The sequence below is a fragment of the Streptomyces coelicoflavus genome (assembly GCF_003112555.1).
GTDB lineage: Bacteria > Actinomycetota > Actinomycetes > Streptomycetales > Streptomycetaceae > Streptomyces > Streptomyces coelicoflavus.
Window position 1 is genome coordinate 168,639 of record NZ_BEWB01000011.1, and the last position, 16,205, is coordinate 184,843.

Consider the following 16,205-nt stretch of genomic DNA (forward strand, 5'->3'; position numbering starts at 1 on the left):
CTACGCCGTGGTGCGCACCGCGCTCAGCTGAGGGTCTTCAGCGATGCCGCGTCGTACGGGGCGAGTTCGTCGAAGCGTCCGCCGAGGACCTTCTCGGCCCACCGCGGGTCCTGGAGCAGCGCGCGGCCGACGGCGACGAGGTCGAACTCGTCGCGCTCCATGCGGTCGAGGAGGTTGTCCAGGCCCCGGACGGAGGCGCCCTCGCCCTGGAAGGCCTTGTCGAAGTCGCCGTCGAGGCCGACCGAGCCGACGGTGATGGCGGTCTTGCCGGTGAGCTTCTTGGTCCAGCCGGCGAGGTTGAGGTCCGAGTCCTCGAACTCCGGGACCCAGTAACGGCGGGTGGAGGCGTGGAAGGCGTCCACTCCGGCCGAGGCGAGCGGGGCGAGGACGGCCTCCAGCTCCTCCGGGGTCTCGGCGAGACGGGCGTCGTAGGCCTCCTGCTTCCACTGGGAGTAGCGGAAGATCACGGGGAAGTCCGGGGAGACGGTCTCCCGTACGGCGGCCACGATCTCGGCGGCGAACTTCGCCCGGGACACGGGGTCGCCGCCGTAGGCGTCGGTGCGGCGGTTGGTGCCGGCCCACAGGAACTGGTCGACCAGGTAGCCGTGGGCGCCGTGGATCTCCACGCCGTCGAAGCCGATGCGCTCGGCGGCCGCGGCGGACTCGGCGAAGGCGCCGATGACGTCGTCCAGGTCGCGCTGGGTCATCGCCCTGCCGGTGGGCTCGTCCTCGCCGATGCGCAGGCCGGACGGGCCGACGGCGGGGGCCTCCGGGAAGGGCTGGTCCCCGGCCTTGCGGACCATGCCGATGTGCCACAGCTGCGGCACGATCGTGCCGCCTCCCGCGTGCACCGCCTCGGCGACCTTCGCCCACCCGGCGAGCTGCTCCTCGCCGTGGAAGCGCGGGACACGGTCGCTCTGCCCGGCCGAGTCGTGGCCGACGTAGGTGCCCTCGGTGACGATCAGTCCGACGCCGGCGGCGGCGCGGCGGGAGTAGTACGAGACCACGTCCTCGCCGGGGACGCCGCCCGGGGAGAACATCCGGGTCATCGGCGCCATCGCGATGCGGTTGGGCACGGTGAGGCCGTTGATCGTGGCCGGGCGGGCGAGGAGCTGGGCGGCGCGGGTGGCGGCCTCGGCGGGGGTGACGGTCACGTGGGGGCTCCTGAGGTGGGTACCGACGGGTATGTGCGCGCGCATGCAACGCACTCCCACGGGAACGGGGCCGCCCCGCCGGACCATTCCGCCCGGCGCCCCGATGTGAGCCTGCCCACAGCCGGACACGCCCGAGGGCGGCACCCCCCTCTCGGGGAGTGCCGCCCTCGGTCCGTGCTGGACGGTCGATCAACCGGAACCGGTCGATCAGAAGTCCATGTCACCGCCCGGCATGCCGCCCGGGGCGCCCGCCGCGGCGGCCTTCTCGGGCTTGTCGGCGATGACGGCCTCGGTGGTGAGGAACAGCGCGGCGATGGAGGCGGCGTTCTGCAGGGCAGAGCGGGTCACCTTCGCCGGGTCGATGATGCCCTCGGCGATCATGTCGACGTACTCACCGGAGGCGGCGTTCAGGCCGTGGCCGACGGTCAGGTTGCGGACCTTCTCCACGACGACGCCGCCCTCGAGACCGCCGTTGACGGCGATCTGCTTCAGCGGGGCCTCCAGGGCGAGCTTCACGGCGTTGGCGCCGGTCGCCTCGTCACCCGACAGCTCCAGCTTCTCGAAGACCTGGGAGGCCTGGAGCAGGGCCACGCCACCACCGGCGACGATGCCCTCCTCGACGGCCGCCTTCGCGTTGCGAACGGCGTCCTCGATGCGGTGCTTGCGCTCCTTGAGCTCGACCTCGGTGGCGGCACCGGCCTTGATGACGGCCACGCCGCCGGCCAGCTTCGCCAGGCGCTCCTGGAGCTTCTCGCGGTCGTAGTCCGAGTCGCTGTTCTCGATCTCGGCGCGGATCTGGTTGACCCGGCCCTGGACCTGGTCGGCCGAGCCGGCGCCGTCCACGATCGTGGTCTCGTCCTTGGTGATGACGACCTTGCGCGCGCTGCCCAGCAGGTCCAGCGTGGCGTTCTCGAGCTTGAGGCCGACCTCCTCGGAGATGACCTCGCCGCCCGTGAGGATGGCGATGTCGCCGAGCATGGCCTTGCGGCGGTCGCCGAAGCCCGGGGCCTTGACGGCGACGGACTTGAAGGTGCCGCGGATCTTGTTGACGACCAGGGTCGACAGGGCCTCGCCCTCGACGTCCTCGGCGATGATCAGCAGCGGCTTGCCCGACTGCATGACCTTCTCCAGGAGCGGCAGCAGGTCCTTGACGTTGCCGATCTTGGAGTTGGCGATCAGGATGTACGGGTCGTCGAGCGACGCCTCCATACGCTCCATGTCGGTGGCGAAGTACGCCGAGATGTAGCCCTTGTCGAAGCGCATACCCTCGGTGAGCTCCAGCTCCAGACCGAAGGTCTGGGACTCCTCGACGGTGATGACGCCTTCCTTGCCGACCTTGTCCATGGCCTCGGCGATGAGCTCGCCGATCTGGGTGTCGGCGGCGGAGATGGAGGCCGTGGAGGCGATCTGCTCCTTGGTCTCGACGTCCTTGGCCTGCTCGAGCAGGGCGGCGGAGACGGCCTCGACGGCCTTCTCGATACCGCGCTTCAGGGCCATCGGGTTGGCGCCGGCCGCGACGTTGCGCAGGCCTTCCTTGACCAGGGCCTGGGCGAGAACGGTCGCGGTGGTCGTACCGTCACCGGCGACGTCGTCCGTCTTCTTGGCGACTTCCTTGACCAGCTCGGCGCCGATCTTCTCGTACGGGTCCTCGAGCTCGATCTCCTTGGCGATGGAGACACCATCGTTGGTGATCGTGGGGGCGCCCCACTTCTTCTCGAGGACGACGTTGCGGCCCTTGGGGCCGAGCGTCACCTTGACGGCGTCCGCGAGCTGGTTCATGCCGCGCTCGAGGCCGCGCCGCGCCTCCTCGTCGAACGCGATGATCTTGGCCATGTGAAGTGGTCCCTCCAGGACTGGGGGTGATTCCTTCGGACCGCGCCCGCGCCCGCGACGGACGGCTCGCCGGCCTTGTGGTTCCTTCCCCACCCGGCCTGCGGGCCTCACCGACCCGGTCCTTCGTTGTCACTCTCACCTTCAGAGTGCTAACGCCAATGATTAGCACTCGCCCCCATCGAGTGCAAGCGCCTCTCGGGGATCGGGCCGTACGGTCAGCCACCCGCGAACAAGGGGGCGAGGGACGTCCGGGCAGGCCGAAGGGCCCGTACCCCTGGAGGTACGGGCCCTTCGGATGAAGACCGGGTGCTGCGGTGGCCGCGCGTCTCAGGCGCTGAGGCGAACCATGTCGGCCTGCGGGCCCTTCTGACCCTGCGAGATCTCGAACTCGACCCGCTGGCCTTCTTCGAGGGTGCGGTAGCCGTCCATCTGAATCGCGCTGTAGTGGACGAATACATCCGCACCACCGTCGACCGCGATGAAGCCGTACCCCTTCTCCGCGTTGAACCACTTGACGGTGCCCTGAGCCATGCCTAACTCCCCTATTACTGGCCCTTGCACAGATCCGCACTTCGCGAATCCGGGTCAGACCTCGCCCCCTCACGACTGGGGGCGTGCGCCGGAACGCGTCGACCGCGGCTGAATGTATCTGTCCAACTGCCGTCTGCAACAGGTCAATCGGACGAGAAATCTGGACGCACCCGGTCCGGAATGTGGCGAGAATTCGCCTGAATTCGGGTCAAGTCGGGGCACACAAAGAGAACAAAAGCCACAGAACACGTCCGCACTTTGGCTACTTCTTGTCGGACGGACGGCAGGAATTAACGGTTCCCGTTGTGCCGATCGGGAGCGCGTTCCCCAACTCTACCGCGCTCAACCACATGGAATTGCCCCCTCCGTTTCTCTCACGGAGAGGGCAATACACCACTACGAGGGGTATCGGCGGTCGGTCCGCGACCGCGTCAGCCGCCGGCGACCGCCGGGATGATCGAGACACCGGCGCCGTCCGGCGTCGCCGTCTCCAGGCCCTGCTCGAAGCGGACGTCGTCGTCGTTGACGTAGACGTTGACGAAGCGGCGCAGCTTGCCCTGGTCGTCCAGGACGCGGGCGGCGATGCCGGTGTGGTTCTTCTCCAGGTCCGTGATGACCTCCCCGAGGTTGGCGCCGTCGGCGCTCACCTCGGCCTTGCCGCCGGTGTAGGTGCGCAGGATGGTCGGGATACGAACGGTCACGCTCATGCGAGGCCAGCCTCTCGGAAGGAGTCCAGGTTGGGACGGATCGTGGCGGTGAGGCCGGTGCCGGCCACCGCGTCGAGGGTCTTCAGTCCGTCGCCGGTGTTCAGGACGACGGTGGTGAGCGACGGGTCGAGGACGCCGTTCTCGATCAGCTTCTTCGTCACGCCGACCGTCACACCGCCCGCCGTCTCCGCGAAGATGCCCTCCGTGCGGGCGAGCAGCTTGATCGCGTCCACGACCTGTTCGTCGGTCACGTCCTCCACGGCACCACCGGTGCGGCGGGCGATGTCGAGGACGTAGGGGCCGTCGGCCGGGTTGCCGATGGCCAGCGACTTGGCGATGGTGTTCGGCTTCTGCGGGCGGACCACGTCGTGACCGGCCTTGAACGCCGTGGAGACCGGCGAGCAGCCCTCGGCCTGCGCACCGAAGATCTTGTAGGGCTTGTCCTCGACCAGCCCGAGCCCGATCAGCTCCTTCAGCCCCTTGTCGATCTTCGTCAGCTGGGAGCCGGACGCGATCGGGACGACGAGCTGGTCGGGCAGCCGCCAGCCGAGCTGCTCGCAGATCTCGTACGCGAGGGTCTTGGAGCCCTCGGCGTAGTAGGGGCGCAGGTTGACGTTGACGAAGCCCCAGCCCTCGCCGGCCGGGTCGCCGATCAGCTCGGAGCAGAAGCGGTTCACGTCGTCGTAGTTGCCCTCGATGCCGACCAGCTCGCCGCCGTAGACGGCGGCCATGACGACCTTGCCCTGCTCCAGGTCGTGCGGGATGAACACGCACGAGCGGAAGCCGGCCCGGGCGGCGGCGGCGCCGACGGCACCGGCGAGGTTGCCGGTGGAGGAGCAGGACAGGGTGGTGAAGCCGAAGGCGCGGGCGGCCTCGATGGCCTGGGCGACGACGCGGTCCTTGAAGGAGTGCGTGGGGTTGCCGGAGTCGTCCTTGACGTACAGACCGCCGGTGACGCCCAGCTCGCGGGCGAGGTTGTCGGCCTGGACGAGCTTGGTCCAGCCGGGGTTGATGTTCGGCTTGGTCGCCACGTCGGCGGGGACGGGCAGCAGGGGGGCGTAGCGCCAGATGTTCGCGGGGCCCGCTTCGATGCGCTTGCGCAGCTCTTCGGTGTCGTAGGCCGAGAAGTCGTAGGCGATCTCGAGGGGGCCGAAACACTCTTCGCAGGCGAAGACCGGTCCGAGCGGGACCTGGTGGCCGCACTCCCGGCAGCTCAGCGCGGTGGCGGGGCCGAGGTCGACGGTGCCGTCGGTGGAGTTCGCGGGGGTTTCGGCAGTCTGCACAGCCATGGAGGCGAGGCCCTTTCTCCTCATCTTCCTCACGACGCATCTCGCCGTGAGACGGATTTGGCACCTTCCCTAGCCGGGAGCCTCGCCACGTCCGTGTGACAAGTGCCGGCTGGAGGGTTGCCGGGGCTTCATCGGGCCGTATCCCTCTGCCCCTCTGGATGAGCGGTATGTGGTTGTTTTGCGGTGGTGCACGCGGCGACCCCGGCATGCGGTGGTCCCACGCGTTGTTCAAGACTGTAACCGAAGGCCAAGGCCGTTGAGATAGTCGTCCGTACCGCGAGATGGATCACAACGGATCACCACGGACCACGAAGGAGACCACCGGACGTGCTGGAAGAAGTCGAGCGCTGGCTGAACGCACGCTCCTGGTCCGCCGGGGACCGGACCGTCCGGCAGCTCCTGTCCGCCAAGCACGCCACCGGGCAGTCGGTCAGCGTGGTGCTGCCCGCCCTGGACGAGGAGGCGACGGTCGGGGACATCGTCACGGTGATCCGGCGGGAGCTGATGCTCCGGGTCCCGCTCGTCGACGAGCTCGTGGTCGTGGACTCCGGGTCGAGCGACCGTACGTCGGAGGTGGCCGCGGCGGCGGGTGCCCGCGTCGTGCACCGGGACACGATCCTGCCCCGCATCCCCGCCGTGCCGGGCAAGGGCGAGGTGCTGTGGCGGTCGCTGCTGGTCACCGGCGGGGACATCGTCTGCTTCGTCGACGCCGACCTGCGCGACTTCTCCGCCGACTTCGTCTCCGGGATCGTGGGCCCACTGCTCACCGACCCGGACGTGCACCTCGTCAAGGCCATGTACGACCGTCCGCTCGGCGGGGCGGCCGGGCAGGGCGGCCGGGTCACGGAGCTGGTGGCACGCCCGCTGCTCAACCTGCACTGGCCGCTGCTGGCCGGCTTCGTCCAGCCGCTGGGCGGCGAGTACGCGGCCCGCCGCTCCCTGCTGGAACGGCTGCCCTTCCCGGTCGGCTACGGCGTCGAGCTGGGCATGCTGGTCGACGCCCTGCACCTGGTCGGCCTGGACGCGCTCGCGCAGGTGGACGTCGGGGTCCGCGTCCACCGCCACCAGGACGGCCGGGCGCTGGGCCGGATGGCCGCCGCGATCTACCGCACCGCCCAGCTGCGGCTGGCCCGCGGCCACCTGGTCCGGCCGACGCTCACCCAGTTCGAACGCGGCGCCGACGGCTTCGAGCCGCGCACCTACGCGGTGGACACCGAGGAACGGCCCCCGATGACGGAGATCGCGGAGTACGCGGCCCGGAAGGCGGCCTGACCCCCGGTTCTCAGCCGGGGACGCCGTCCGACCAGCGCCACCGGCCGCCGGAGTCCCGCTCACAGGTCAGGTACTCGCCGCCGCGGCCGTGAGTGCTCAGGCCCCGGTGCTTCTTGGCGCAGAACTGGCCGTCGGCGTAGCAGTTGCCGGCCGGGCTCATCAGCTCGCAGACGCCGGAGCCGCCGCCCGAGCCGCCACCGGTGCCGCCGCCCCCGCTCGTGCCGCCGGTGCCGTCGGCCCGGGTCTTCGAGGGCTCCGGGGTCGGCTTCGGGGTCGGCTTCGGCGTGTGCAGCAGGCGCCCGGCGCAGTCGCGGCCGTCACGGGGGATGGTGAACGCCACGTCGAAGGAGGGGTTGGTGTCGGCGGAGTCGTCGACCTGTTCGCACACCTCTTCGCTCGGCCCGTAGGAGGAGGCCTGCTTCCCGCCGCCGGCCAGAGACAGTCCGGTGCCCTGGAGGTAGACGGCGTAGTCGAGTCCCTTCCCGTCGGCCACGGCGATGGCCGAGCCGAGAACGGCACCCGTCTGATCGCTCATCGTCACCGCTGAGGGAGTGGGGGACGCCTCGGGGGTCGGGCTGCTGCTCGGCGTCGCGGTGGCGGTCGCGGTGGCCGCCGTGGCTGTCCCCGCCCCCTTCGTGCTCGCGCCGCCGCCGTCGCCGCAGCCCGCCAGGGCCAGCGCGCAGGCCGCGATCAGGGCCGCCGGGGCGACGAGTCCGCTCCCGCGCCGGTGTCGCGTGTGTATGCGTATGGGCATGGTTCGCCCGCCCCCCAAGAAGTTGAAATGTGCACCGCACATCCTCGGCCCGTTCACAGTTCCCACACAAGACGCGTGACCGAATCGCAGCCGGGGTGACAGCGGGGAACGTTTGAGGTTCGGGGGGCCGGGCTAGGTTGAGGCGTATGGCTTCAAGCTTCGGTGCTGCTCAGGTGCTGGTCGCCTCCAACCGGGGACCGGTCTCGTACGAGGTGCGGGAGGACGGGTCGCTGCACGCCAAGCGGGGCGGTGGCGGGCTGGTCTCGGGGCTGTCGGCCATCGGGCCGGACGCGGGCGCGCTGTGGGTGTGCTCGGCGCTCGGCGACGGCGACCGCGAGGCGGTGCGGCGCGGGGTCGGCGAGGACGGCGTACGGATGCTGGACGTGCCGGCCGACGTGCACGCGGACGCGTACAACGGGATCGCCAACTCGGTGCTGTGGTTCGTGCACCACATGCTGTACCAGACGCCCCTGGAGCCGGTCTTCGACGCGGAGTTCCGGCGGCAGTGGGCCTCCTACGAGGCGTACAACCGGGCGTTCGCCGAGGCACTGGCCGAGGAGGCGGCCGAGGGCGCGGTCGCGATCGTGCAGGACTACCACCTGACGCTGGTGCCGGGGATGCTGCGCGAGCTGCGCCCGGACCTCCGGATCGGCCACTTCTCGCACACGCCCTGGGCCCCGGTCGACTACTTCCGGCTGCTGCCGGACGACATCGCCGAGCAGGTGCTGCGCGGGATGCTGGGCGCCGACCGGCTCGGGTTCCTCACCCGGCGCTGGGCCGACGCGTTCACCGCCTGCTGCGACGCGGTGGTGGGCGGGCTCGGCGGCACGGAGATCGGCGTGCACGGGCTCGGCGCCGACGGGGACTTCCTGCGGGGGCGGTCGCACGAGGCGGACGTCGAGGAGCGGATGGCGGCGCTGCGGGAGGAGATCGGCACCGCGCCGGAAGGCGGGGCGCGCCGCACGATCGTGCGGGTGGACCGCACCGAGCTGTCCAAGAACATCGTGCGGGGGCTGCTGGCCTACCGGGAACTGCTGGCCGGGCGCCCGGAGTGGCGCGAGCGGGTCGTGCACGTCGCGTTCGCCTACCCCTCGCGGCAGGATCTCGCCGTGTACCGGGAGTACACGGCCGAGGTGGAGCGGGTCGCGCACGCGGTCAACGAGGAGTTCGGCACACCGGGGTGGACGCCGGTCGTGCTGAACCTGAAGGACGACTTCGCGCGGTCGCTGGCGGCGTACCGGCTGGCGGACGTGGCGCTGGTCAACCCCGTCCGGGACGGGATGAACCTGGTCGCGAAGGAGGTGCCGCTCGTCTCCGACGCGGGGTGTGCGCTGGTGCTGTCGCGGGAGGCGGGGGCGTACGAGGAGCTGGGCCGGGACGCGGTGGTGGTGAACCCGTACGACGTGGTGGGGACGGCGGACGCGTTGCACGAGGCGCTCGGCCTGCCGGCGGGGGAACGGGCCGAACGGTCGAAGCGGCTGGCGGCCGCCGGCACCGCGCTGCCCCCGGCCCGGTGGTTCCTGGAGCAGCTGGAGGCGCTGCGGGCGAACCGTCCGTGACGTCGTCTCAGGCCAGTCGGTGCGCGAGGGCCGCCAGAAGGGCGACCACTCCGGCCGGGCCGGGCACCTCGACGTCCGCGCGCTTCCTCAGTTCCGTGACCTCGTCGCTGGCGCTGCACACCAGGAGGCCCGGGGTGCCCTCGGTGCGGAGGGTGTCGACGGCCGCGTAGGCCGGGAGGTCGCCGAGGTCGTCGCCGGCGAAGAGGACGGAGCCGGCGCCCAGGGAGTGGACGTACGACCTGAGGGCGGCGCCCTTGTCCATGCCGGGCGGGCGCAGTTCCAGCACCATGCGGCCGGGTTCGACGATCAGGCCGTGGCGGGCGGCCAGGTCGGCGAGGGGGGCGCGCAGGGCGTCGAAGGCGGCCTGCGGGTCGGGGGCGCGGCGGGTGTGGACGGCGACCGCGTGGCCCTTGTCCTCCGTCCAGGTGCCCTGCCCGGCGGACCCGGACCGCTCCAGCAGCCCCGGCAGCGCGGCGCGGACGGCGGCGACGCCGGGGTGCGGTTCCGGTGTGGTGAGGGTGCCGGTGGCGGCGTCCCAGCGCTCGGCGCCGTAGTGGCCGAGGACGACGAGGCGGTCGAGGCCGGGGACGTCCGCGAAGCCGCCGTGGTGGACGGCGACCTCGGCGGGGCGGCCGGTGATCACGGCGATCGAGGCGACCTTCGGGGCCAGGGCGGCGAGCGCCGGTACGGCCCCGGGGTGGGCGCGGGCCCGGTCGGGGTCGGGCACGATCGGGGCGAGCGTGCCGTCGAAGTCGAGCGCGACCACCGCGCGGCCGGGCTCGGCGAGGAGGGCGTCCAGCCCTTCGCGTCCGGCGGCCGTCGCGGGCGTCGGCAGGGGGTGTGGGGAGTCGTCTCGGGTGGAGTCCTGGTGGCTGCCCATACGGCGAACCTATCCCGCCGGGGCTCAGGGGGTGTCGTTCGGATCAGGACGGCTCCGGGCGACGGTGCCTTGTTGCCGGCCCGAGCGGGGTCTGGTGCGTGCAGCTGCAAGGCGGAGGAGGGCGACAGGGCGGAGCCCTGGCAACCGACGACAACGCCGCAGATGTGCGTGCCAGACCCCGCGACCCCGGCAGGATCCGAACGACACCCCCTGAGGCAACCTCAGCGCTCCGCGCGGCGCGACTCCCGTATCCGGCGCAGGCGGTTGACCGTCACCGGGTCGCAGGCCAGGGCGCGGGGGTCGTCCAGGAGGGCGTTGAGGAGCTGGTAGTAGCGGACGGGGGCCAGGCCCAGCTCCTCGCGGACGGCGCGCTCCTTGGCGCCGGGGCCGGAGAAGCCCCGGCGCTCCAGCGCGAGGATGCTCCGCTCCCGCTCGGCCAGCTCTCCCAGGTCCATGTACGCCAACGTAACGCCCGCCACCGACAACGCGGCCGCTACTCCGCGCTGCCGGCCCGCATCGCGGTCGCCTGGATCTCGCCGAGGACCTCCCCGGGGTTGCCGCCGGGGGCGACCGCCTCGCCGATGTGCTTCTTGACGTCCGCGCTGACCGAGGCCCAGGAGGTCTTGCCGACCGGGTACAGCTGGGAGAGCAGCAGCTCGTCCAGGAACGGCTTGAGCTTCTTGTCCTCCGGCGCGGTGCTCATGGTCTGGGAGGCGGAGGTGGTCACGGGCAGCAGGCCGTACTCGCGGGAGAAGTCGAGGACGTTCTCCTCGCTGTAGACGAAGTCGAGGAAGTCGCCGATCTCCTCCTGGTGGCCGTTCTTCTTGAAGGCCGTCATCCAGTCGGAGACACCGAGGGTGTTCCTGCTCTCGCCGTCGGCGCCCGGGGTGGTCACCATGCCGTACTTGACGCCCTTGTCGGAGGCCGCCTTCATCAGTGAGGGGTGTCCGTTGAGCATGCCGACGTCGCCGTCCGCGAAGGCGTCGAAGGCCGCGGCGCGGTTGAGCTTGCCGGGGGCCACGGGCCCGGTGAGGCCCTTGCCGACCAGTTCGTCGCGCAGCCAGGTGAAGGTGGTGACGTTCTGCGGGGAGTCGATGGAGTAGGTGCCGACGTCGTCGGTGTAGCCGCCCCCGCCGCTGAGCATCCACTGCATCGTCTCGGCCGGGGCCTCCTCGGGGCCCAGCGGCAGGGCGTACGGGTACTTCACGCCCTTGTCCTTGAGCGCCTCGGCGGCCTCGGCGAGGTCGTCCCAGGACTTGGGCGGGGTGACGCCGGCCTCGCTGAAGAGGGTCTTGTTGTAGAAGAGCACCCGGGTGGAGGCCGCGAAGGGCAGCCCGTACTGCACGCCGTTGACCTGGCCGGCGCCGGCCAGCTGGGAGACGAAGTCGGCCTGGACCGGGATGGAGAGCACGTCGTCGGCCCGGTAGAGCAGGTCCTTGTCGGCGTAGTCGGAGTAGGCGCCGATCTGGGCCATGTCGGGCGCCTTGCCCGCCTCGACCATCTCGCGGACCTTGCGGTCGACGTCGTTCCACGAGTAGACGGTGACGTCCACGTGCACGTCGGGGTTCTTGGCCTCGTAGGACTTGACCAGCTCGTCCCAGTACTTCTGGGAGCTGTTCTCCTTGCTGTCGCCGTAGTCGGCGGCGACGAGCCTCAGGGTCACCCCGTCGGAGTCGCCGGTCAGCCCGCAGCCGCCGAGGACCGCCGTCATGCCCAGTGCGGACACCACCGCGATCGTTCCTGTCCTACGCCGCTGCACCCTGTTCCCCAACCCTGACTGCTCGTTCGTGCGTTCGCTTAGCGGATTAAGGTCTACACCACCGCAGTGGACTAGACCTCTCCCGGGTGTACGGGCCACACTGTCCCCGTGAGACATGTCATCGCCCTCGATGTGGGCGGCACCGGGATGAAGGCCGCCCTGGCGGGGCCTGGGGGCGAGCTGCTGCACCAGGCGCGCCGGGCCACCGGCCGTGAGCGGGGGCCCGAGGCGGTCGTCGCGGGCATCCTGGACTTCGCCGCCGAACTGCGGGCCTACGGCGCGGACCGGTTCGGCGAGCCGGCCAGTGCCGCCGGCGTCGCCGTCCCCGGCATCGTCGACGCCGAGCGGGGCGTCGCCGTGTACGCGGCCAACCTCGGCTGGCGCGACGTCCCGCTGCGGGCGCTGCTCGGCGAGCGGCTCGGCGGCATTCCGGTCGCCCTCGGGCACGACGTGCGCACCGGCGGGCTCGCCGAGGGCCGGATCGGCGCCGGGCAGGGCGCCGACCGGTTCCTGTTCGTGCCGCTGGGCACCGGCATCGCGGGCGCCATCGGCATCGACGGCCGGGTCGAGGCCGGCGCGCACGGCTTCGCGGGCGAGATCGGCCACGTCGTCGTACGCCCCGGCGGCATCGCCTGTCCGTGCGGGCAGCGCGGCTGCCTGGAGCGGTTCGCGTCCGCGTCGGCGGTCAGCCAGGCGTGGGCCGAGGCGTGCGGCGACCCGGAGGCGGACGCCGCCGACTGCGCCAAGGCCGTCGAGTCGGGGGACGCCCGCGCGCTCGCCGTGTGGCGGGACGCCGTGGACGCGCTCGCCGACGGGCTGGTCACCGCGCTCACCCTGCTGGACCCGCGTGTCCTGATCATCGGTGGCGGCCTCGCCGAGGCGGGGGAAACCTTGTTCACACCGCTGCGGGACGCGGTCCGGCGCCGCGTCACCTTCCAGAAACTGCCGGAGATCGTCCCCGCCGCACTCGGGGACACCGCCGGCTGCCTGGGTGCCGGGCTGATGGCCTGGGACCTGCTCGACACCACTGCTCCGCCCGCACCGCCCGCACCGCCTGCTTCGACTTCCACAGCTTCCACAGCTTCCACGGCTGTCACGGCCGCGACTCCCCCGGAGGTAACCACCTGATGGCCCCAAGCAAGGTTCTCGCCGGTGCCCGGGTGGTACTGCCCACCGGGACCGTGGACGACGGCCGCGTGATCGTCGACGGCACGCGGATCGCGGACACGGCTCCCCCGCAGGCCGAGACCGTCGACCTGTCGGGCCACTGGGTGGTCCCCGGCTTCGTCGACATCCACAACCACGGCGGCGGCGGCGCCTCCTTCGCCGGCGGCACGGCCGAGCAGGTCCTGGCCGGCGTCGAGACCCACCGCCGGCACGGCACCACCACGGTGGTCGCCTCCGCCGTCACCGGTGACCTGGACTTCCTCGTCCGGCACGCCGGGATGCTCGCCGAGCTGGCGCAGCAGGGCGACATCGTTGGCATCCACTTCGAGGGGCCGTTCATCTCGCCCTGCCGCAAGGGCGCCCACGACGAGCAGCTGCTGCGCGACCCGGACCCGTCCGAGGTGCGCAAGCTGGTCGACGCGGCGCACGGCCACGCGAAGATGATGACGCTGGCGACCGAGCTGCCGGGCGGCCTGGACTCCGTACGGCTGCTGGTCGAGCACGGCGTGATCGCGGCCGTCGGGCACACCGACGCGACGTACGAGCAGACCGTGCAGGCCATCGACGCGGGCGCCACCGTCGCCACGCACCTCTTCAACGCGATGCCCCCGGTCGGTCACCGCGCGCCGGGCCCCATCACGGCGCTGCTCGAGGACGAGCGGATCACCGTCGAGCTGATCAACGACGGCACGCACCTCCACCCGGCCGCGTTGCAGCTGGCCTTCCACCACGCGGGCGCGGGCCGGGTCGCCTTCATCACCGACGCGATGGACGCGGCCGGTTTCGGCGACGGCCGCTACCGGCTCGGTCCGCTGGACGTCGAGGTCACCGACGGCGTGGCCCGGCTGGTGGAGGGCGGCTCGATCGCGGGCTCCACGCTCACCCTGGACCGCGCGTTCAAGCGGGCGGTGACCATCGACAGGCTGCCCGTGGAGGACGTCGTCGCGGCGATCTCCGCCAACCCGGCACGGCTCCTCGGCCTGGACGACCGCGTCGGCTCCCTGGAACCGGGCAAGGACGCCGACCTGGTGGTCCTGGACGACGCCTTCGACCTGGTGGGCGTCATGCGCCGGGGCGAATGGGTGGTCGATCCCCAACTGGGCTGATCCGTACCCGAGTCCGCTCCGGGGCCGGCCGTCGCCGGTCGGACCCGGGGTCTGGGCCGACCGCCCGCCGTTTGGCATGATCGTGTCGTGGAGCACAGCCCCACGGGCACACCCAGCCGCACACGATCGGGGGAGGTCGGCACGGTGATCCTCACCGTCACTCTCAACACCGCGCTCGACATCACCTACCGCGTCCAGGGCCTCAGGCCCCACGCCTCCCACCGGGTGACCGAGGTGACCGAGCGGCCCGGCGGCAAGGGGCTGAACGTGGCCCGCGTCCTCGCGGCCCTCGGGCACGAGGTGACGGTCACCGGTTTCGCGGGCGGCACCACCGGCGGCGTCGTGCGCGAGGGGCTGACCGGCGTGCGCGGGGTGACCGACGCGCTGGTGCCGGTCGCGGGGGCGACGCGGCGCACCGTCGCGGTCGTCGACGAGCGCACCGGCGACACCACCCAGCTCAACGAGCCGGGCCCGGCCGTGGCGCCCGCCGAGTGGAACGCCTTCCAGGAGGCGTACGAGGACCTGCTGACCGGCGCCGCCGCGGTGGCCCTGTGCGGCAGCCTGCCGCCGGGCGTCCCGGTGGGCGCGTACGCCGGTCTGGTGCGGGCCGCGCGTGCCGCGGGCGTGCCGGTGCTGCTCGACACCAGCGGGGAGCCGCTGCGGCGGGGGCTCGCCGCCCGCCCGGACCTGATCAAGCCGAACGCCGACGAGCTGGCCGAGCTGACCGGCTCGCACGAGCCGCAGCGCGCCGCGCAGGCCGCCCGGCGCCGCGGTGCCCGCTCGGTGGTCGCCTCGCTGGGCGCGGAGGGGCTGCTCGCGGTGACCCCGGAGGGCCGCTGGCGGGCCGCCCCGCCGGCCCACGTCCACGGCAACCCGACCGGCGCGGGCGACTCCGCGGTGGCGGGCCTGCTCTCCGGCCTGGTGGAGCACCTGCCCTGGCCGGACCGGCTGACCCGCGCGGTCGCCCTGTCGGCGGCGACGGTGCTGGCGCCGGTGGCGGGCGAGTTCGACCGGACGGCGTACGAGGAACTGCTCGGACGCGGCGTCGCGGTGACGGCGGAGGCGGGCGCGGCCTGAACCCGCCGGGTGCGCCGCACGGCCCGACGCCGGGGCGGACCTAGTCCTTGACCTGGCCCTTCTTCAGGGAGAACTGGTCCAGCAGGACGTTGCACTTGTCACCGTCGGCGCAGGACAGGGTGATGGTGTTGGTGCCCTTGTTGAGGGTGGGCCAGGCGTAGGTCTTGGTCCAGCCCTTGGCGAAGTCGCCGTCCTCGGCGCCCGCGAAGTTGCCCAGGTTCAGCTTGCTGCCGAACTCCTTGCCGTTGACCGTGAGGGTCATCGACTGGTCCTCGCCGGCCGCGCTGTACGTGGTGAAGAGGGTGTAGAGGCCGTCCTTGGGGATGCCGTCCACGGTCCAGGTGACCGAGGAGCCCGGCTGGTTGAGATTGGCCACGTAGACGCCGCCGTCCGACTCGGCGCCCTCCACGTCCGACGCGAGGGAGGCCGAGCCGCCCAGCCGCATCGCCTTCGCGTCGACGGAGGGCAGCTCGACGTCCTGCTCCTCGCCGTCGTCGCTCGCCGACGGGCTGGGCTCGCTGCTCTGGGACTGGGTGGGGGTGGTGTCGCCGCCCGCCTCGTTGCCGCCCTTGTCGTCGTCGGAGCCGCTGCTCGTCATGGCCACGGCGATGCCGATGACCACGGCGGCGACGACCGCCACCGCGCCGATCAGCAGACCCTTGGTGTTGGGACCGCGGCGACCGCCGCCCCCGCCGTGCCCGGAGGGCTGCTGCGGGCCCCCGGGACCGCCCCCGCCGGGGAAGGTCTCCGGCGCCGCGTAGTGCGCGTTCGGCTGTCCGTACGCCCCCTGCGGCTGGCCGTAGGCACCCTGCTGGGGCGGGGCTGCCTGGCCGTGGGCGGCGGTCTGCGCGCCCTGGCCCTGGGGTGCCCCGTACTGCCGTGTGCCGACGGGACGCACCCGGTTGACGGAGTTCGGGTAGCCGTAGCCACCGGACGGCGGCTGGGCCCCGTTGGCCTGCCCGTCGGCGTAGAGGTAGCCGAAGGGGTCGTCGTCCTCGGGCGTGCTCGCGCCGTTGTTGCCGGGCGTCATCCCTAGGTCTCCTAACCAGATGCGGTGCGTGGTGCGGTACGGGTGGGTGAGAAAGCGAGCCTACCCGCTTCCACTGACCCAAACGGG

The 16,205-nt window shown here is 72.0% G+C and carries 15 protein-coding genes and 1 riboswitch; of the genes, 5 read left to right on the top strand and 10 right to left on the bottom strand.

The genetic code is table 11. The features are described 5' to 3' along the window. Positions 1 to 23: 23 nt before the first annotated feature. From Sco07f_RS26640 to thrC, 5 genes are all read right to left on the bottom strand, one after another. On the bottom strand, positions 24 to 1,154 hold the full coding sequence (locus Sco07f_RS26640; RefSeq protein WP_054103580.1) for an NADH:flavin oxidoreductase: 1,131 nt from the start codon (positions 1,152 to 1,154) through the stop codon (positions 24 to 26). 207 nt (positions 1,155 to 1,361) lie between these two features. Next, positions 1,362 to 2,987, bottom strand: a complete 1,626-nt coding sequence (groL, locus tag Sco07f_RS26645) for a chaperonin GroEL (RefSeq protein WP_007388714.1) — start codon at positions 2,985 to 2,987, stop codon at positions 1,362 to 1,364. Between the two features lie 327 nt (positions 2,988 to 3,314). Then, the gene (locus Sco07f_RS26650) at positions 3,315 to 3,518 is read right to left on the bottom strand and encodes a cold-shock protein (RefSeq protein WP_004929928.1); all 204 of its coding nucleotides are present in this window, start codon (positions 3,516 to 3,518) and stop codon (positions 3,315 to 3,317) included. A gap of 431 nt (positions 3,519 to 3,949) precedes the next feature. Beyond that, positions 3,950 to 4,225, bottom strand: coding sequence for a MoaD/ThiS family protein (locus Sco07f_RS26655; RefSeq protein ID WP_007388715.1), 276 nt, complete (start codon positions 4,223 to 4,225; stop codon positions 3,950 to 3,952). Continuing rightward, entirely contained in the window at positions 4,222 to 5,514 is a 1,293-nt protein-coding gene (gene thrC, locus Sco07f_RS26660; protein ID WP_042822409.1) for a threonine synthase, read from the bottom strand. Before thrC ends, Sco07f_RS26655 begins: the two co-directional genes overlap by 4 nt. Before the next feature lie 17 nt (positions 5,515 to 5,531). Then, positions 5,532 to 5,679, bottom strand: a riboswitch (SAM riboswitch). Between the two features lie 162 nt (positions 5,680 to 5,841). Between thrC and Sco07f_RS26665 the strand changes: the two genes are divergently transcribed. After that, positions 5,842 to 6,786, top strand: coding sequence for a glucosyl-3-phosphoglycerate synthase (locus Sco07f_RS26665; RefSeq protein ID WP_007388724.1), 945 nt, complete (start codon positions 5,842 to 5,844; stop codon positions 6,784 to 6,786). A gap of 10 nt (positions 6,787 to 6,796) precedes the next feature. On the opposite strand, the gene Sco07f_RS26670 is transcribed toward Sco07f_RS26665, so the two are convergent. Then, positions 6,797 to 7,540 carry a hypothetical protein gene (locus Sco07f_RS26670; protein WP_108989410.1) on the bottom strand — a complete coding sequence of 248 codons (744 nt, stop codon included), beginning with the start codon at positions 7,538 to 7,540 and terminating at the stop codon, positions 6,797 to 6,799. 146 nt (positions 7,541 to 7,686) lie between these two features. Here Sco07f_RS26670 and Sco07f_RS26675 point away from each other — a divergent pair, with 146 nt between their 5' ends. After that, a complete protein-coding gene (locus Sco07f_RS26675; RefSeq protein ID WP_054103576.1) occupies positions 7,687 to 9,099 on the top strand; it encodes an alpha,alpha-trehalose-phosphate synthase (UDP-forming) in 1,413 nt (470 codons plus the stop codon). 7 nt (positions 9,100 to 9,106) lie between these two features. Here the strand turns inward: Sco07f_RS26675 and otsB are convergent, their stop codons facing one another. From otsB to Sco07f_RS26695, 3 genes are all read right to left on the bottom strand, one after another. Then, positions 9,107 to 9,979, bottom strand: a complete 873-nt coding sequence (gene otsB, locus Sco07f_RS26680) for a trehalose-phosphatase (RefSeq protein ID WP_108989411.1) — start codon at positions 9,977 to 9,979, stop codon at positions 9,107 to 9,109. A 221-nt stretch (positions 9,980 to 10,200) separates the two neighbouring features. Beyond that, positions 10,201 to 10,434 carry a DUF3263 domain-containing protein gene (locus Sco07f_RS26690; RefSeq protein ID WP_042822413.1) on the bottom strand — a complete coding sequence of 78 codons (234 nt, stop codon included), beginning with the start codon at positions 10,432 to 10,434 and terminating at the stop codon, positions 10,201 to 10,203. A 38-nt stretch (positions 10,435 to 10,472) separates the two neighbouring features. Next, positions 10,473 to 11,738 (bottom strand): extracellular solute-binding protein, encoded by a 1,266-nt coding sequence (locus Sco07f_RS26695; RefSeq protein WP_087790495.1) that lies wholly within the window; start codon positions 11,736 to 11,738, stop codon positions 10,473 to 10,475. Between the two features lie 108 nt (positions 11,739 to 11,846). On the opposite strand from Sco07f_RS26695, the gene Sco07f_RS26700 reads away from it, so the two are divergent. The 3 genes from Sco07f_RS26700 to Sco07f_RS26710 all read left to right on the top strand — a co-directional run bounded on the left by Sco07f_RS26700 (position 11,847) and on the right by Sco07f_RS26710 (position 15,088). Next, a complete protein-coding gene (locus tag Sco07f_RS26700) occupies positions 11,847 to 12,866 on the top strand; it encodes an ROK family protein (protein ID WP_280524571.1) in 1,020 nt (339 codons plus the stop codon). Continuing rightward, positions 12,866 to 14,011, top strand: a complete 1,146-nt coding sequence (gene nagA / locus Sco07f_RS26705) for an N-acetylglucosamine-6-phosphate deacetylase (RefSeq protein ID WP_108989413.1) — start codon at positions 12,866 to 12,868, stop codon at positions 14,009 to 14,011. Before Sco07f_RS26700 ends, nagA begins: the two co-directional genes overlap by 1 nt. A gap of 144 nt (positions 14,012 to 14,155) precedes the next feature. Then, positions 14,156 to 15,088, top strand: a complete 933-nt coding sequence (locus Sco07f_RS26710) for a 1-phosphofructokinase family hexose kinase (protein ID WP_108989414.1) — start codon at positions 14,156 to 14,158, stop codon at positions 15,086 to 15,088. Between the two features lie 40 nt (positions 15,089 to 15,128). Here Sco07f_RS26710 and Sco07f_RS26715 read toward each other — a convergent pair whose 3' ends face one another. Beyond that, positions 15,129 to 16,118 (bottom strand): carbohydrate-binding protein, encoded by a 990-nt coding sequence (locus Sco07f_RS26715; RefSeq protein ID WP_087790491.1) that lies wholly within the window; start codon positions 16,116 to 16,118, stop codon positions 15,129 to 15,131. Positions 16,119 to 16,205: the final 87 nt, after the last annotated feature.

Excerpts from the sequence above, each read along its gene's own strand:
- groL (WP_007388714.1), bottom strand. The coding sequence starts at position 2,987 with ATGGCCAAGATCATCGCGTTCGACGAGGAGGCGCGGCGCGGCCTCGAG.
- Sco07f_RS26690 (WP_042822413.1), bottom strand. The coding sequence starts at position 10,434 with ATGGACCTGGGAGAGCTGGCCGAGCGGGAGCGGAGCATCCTCGCGCTG.
- thrC (WP_042822409.1), bottom strand. The coding sequence starts at position 5,514 with ATGGCTGTGCAGACTGCCGAAACCCCCGCGAACTCCACCGACGGCACC.
- Sco07f_RS26715 (WP_087790491.1), bottom strand. The coding sequence starts at position 16,118 with ATGACGCCCGGCAACAACGGCGCGAGCACGCCCGAGGACGACGACCCC.
- Sco07f_RS26670 (WP_108989410.1), bottom strand. The coding sequence starts at position 7,540 with ATGCCCATACGCATACACACGCGACACCGGCGCGGGAGCGGACTCGTC.
- Sco07f_RS26655 (WP_007388715.1), bottom strand. The coding sequence starts at position 4,225 with ATGAGCGTGACCGTTCGTATCCCGACCATCCTGCGCACCTACACCGGC.
- nagA (WP_108989413.1), top strand. The coding sequence starts at position 12,866 with ATGGCCCCAAGCAAGGTTCTCGCCGGTGCCCGGGTGGTACTGCCCACC.
- Sco07f_RS26650 (WP_004929928.1), bottom strand. The coding sequence starts at position 3,518 with ATGGCTCAGGGCACCGTCAAGTGGTTCAACGCGGAGAAGGGGTACGGC.
- otsB (WP_108989411.1), bottom strand. The coding sequence starts at position 9,979 with ATGGGCAGCCACCAGGACTCCACCCGAGACGACTCCCCACACCCCCTG.
- Sco07f_RS26675 (WP_054103576.1), top strand. The coding sequence starts at position 7,687 with ATGGCTTCAAGCTTCGGTGCTGCTCAGGTGCTGGTCGCCTCCAACCGG.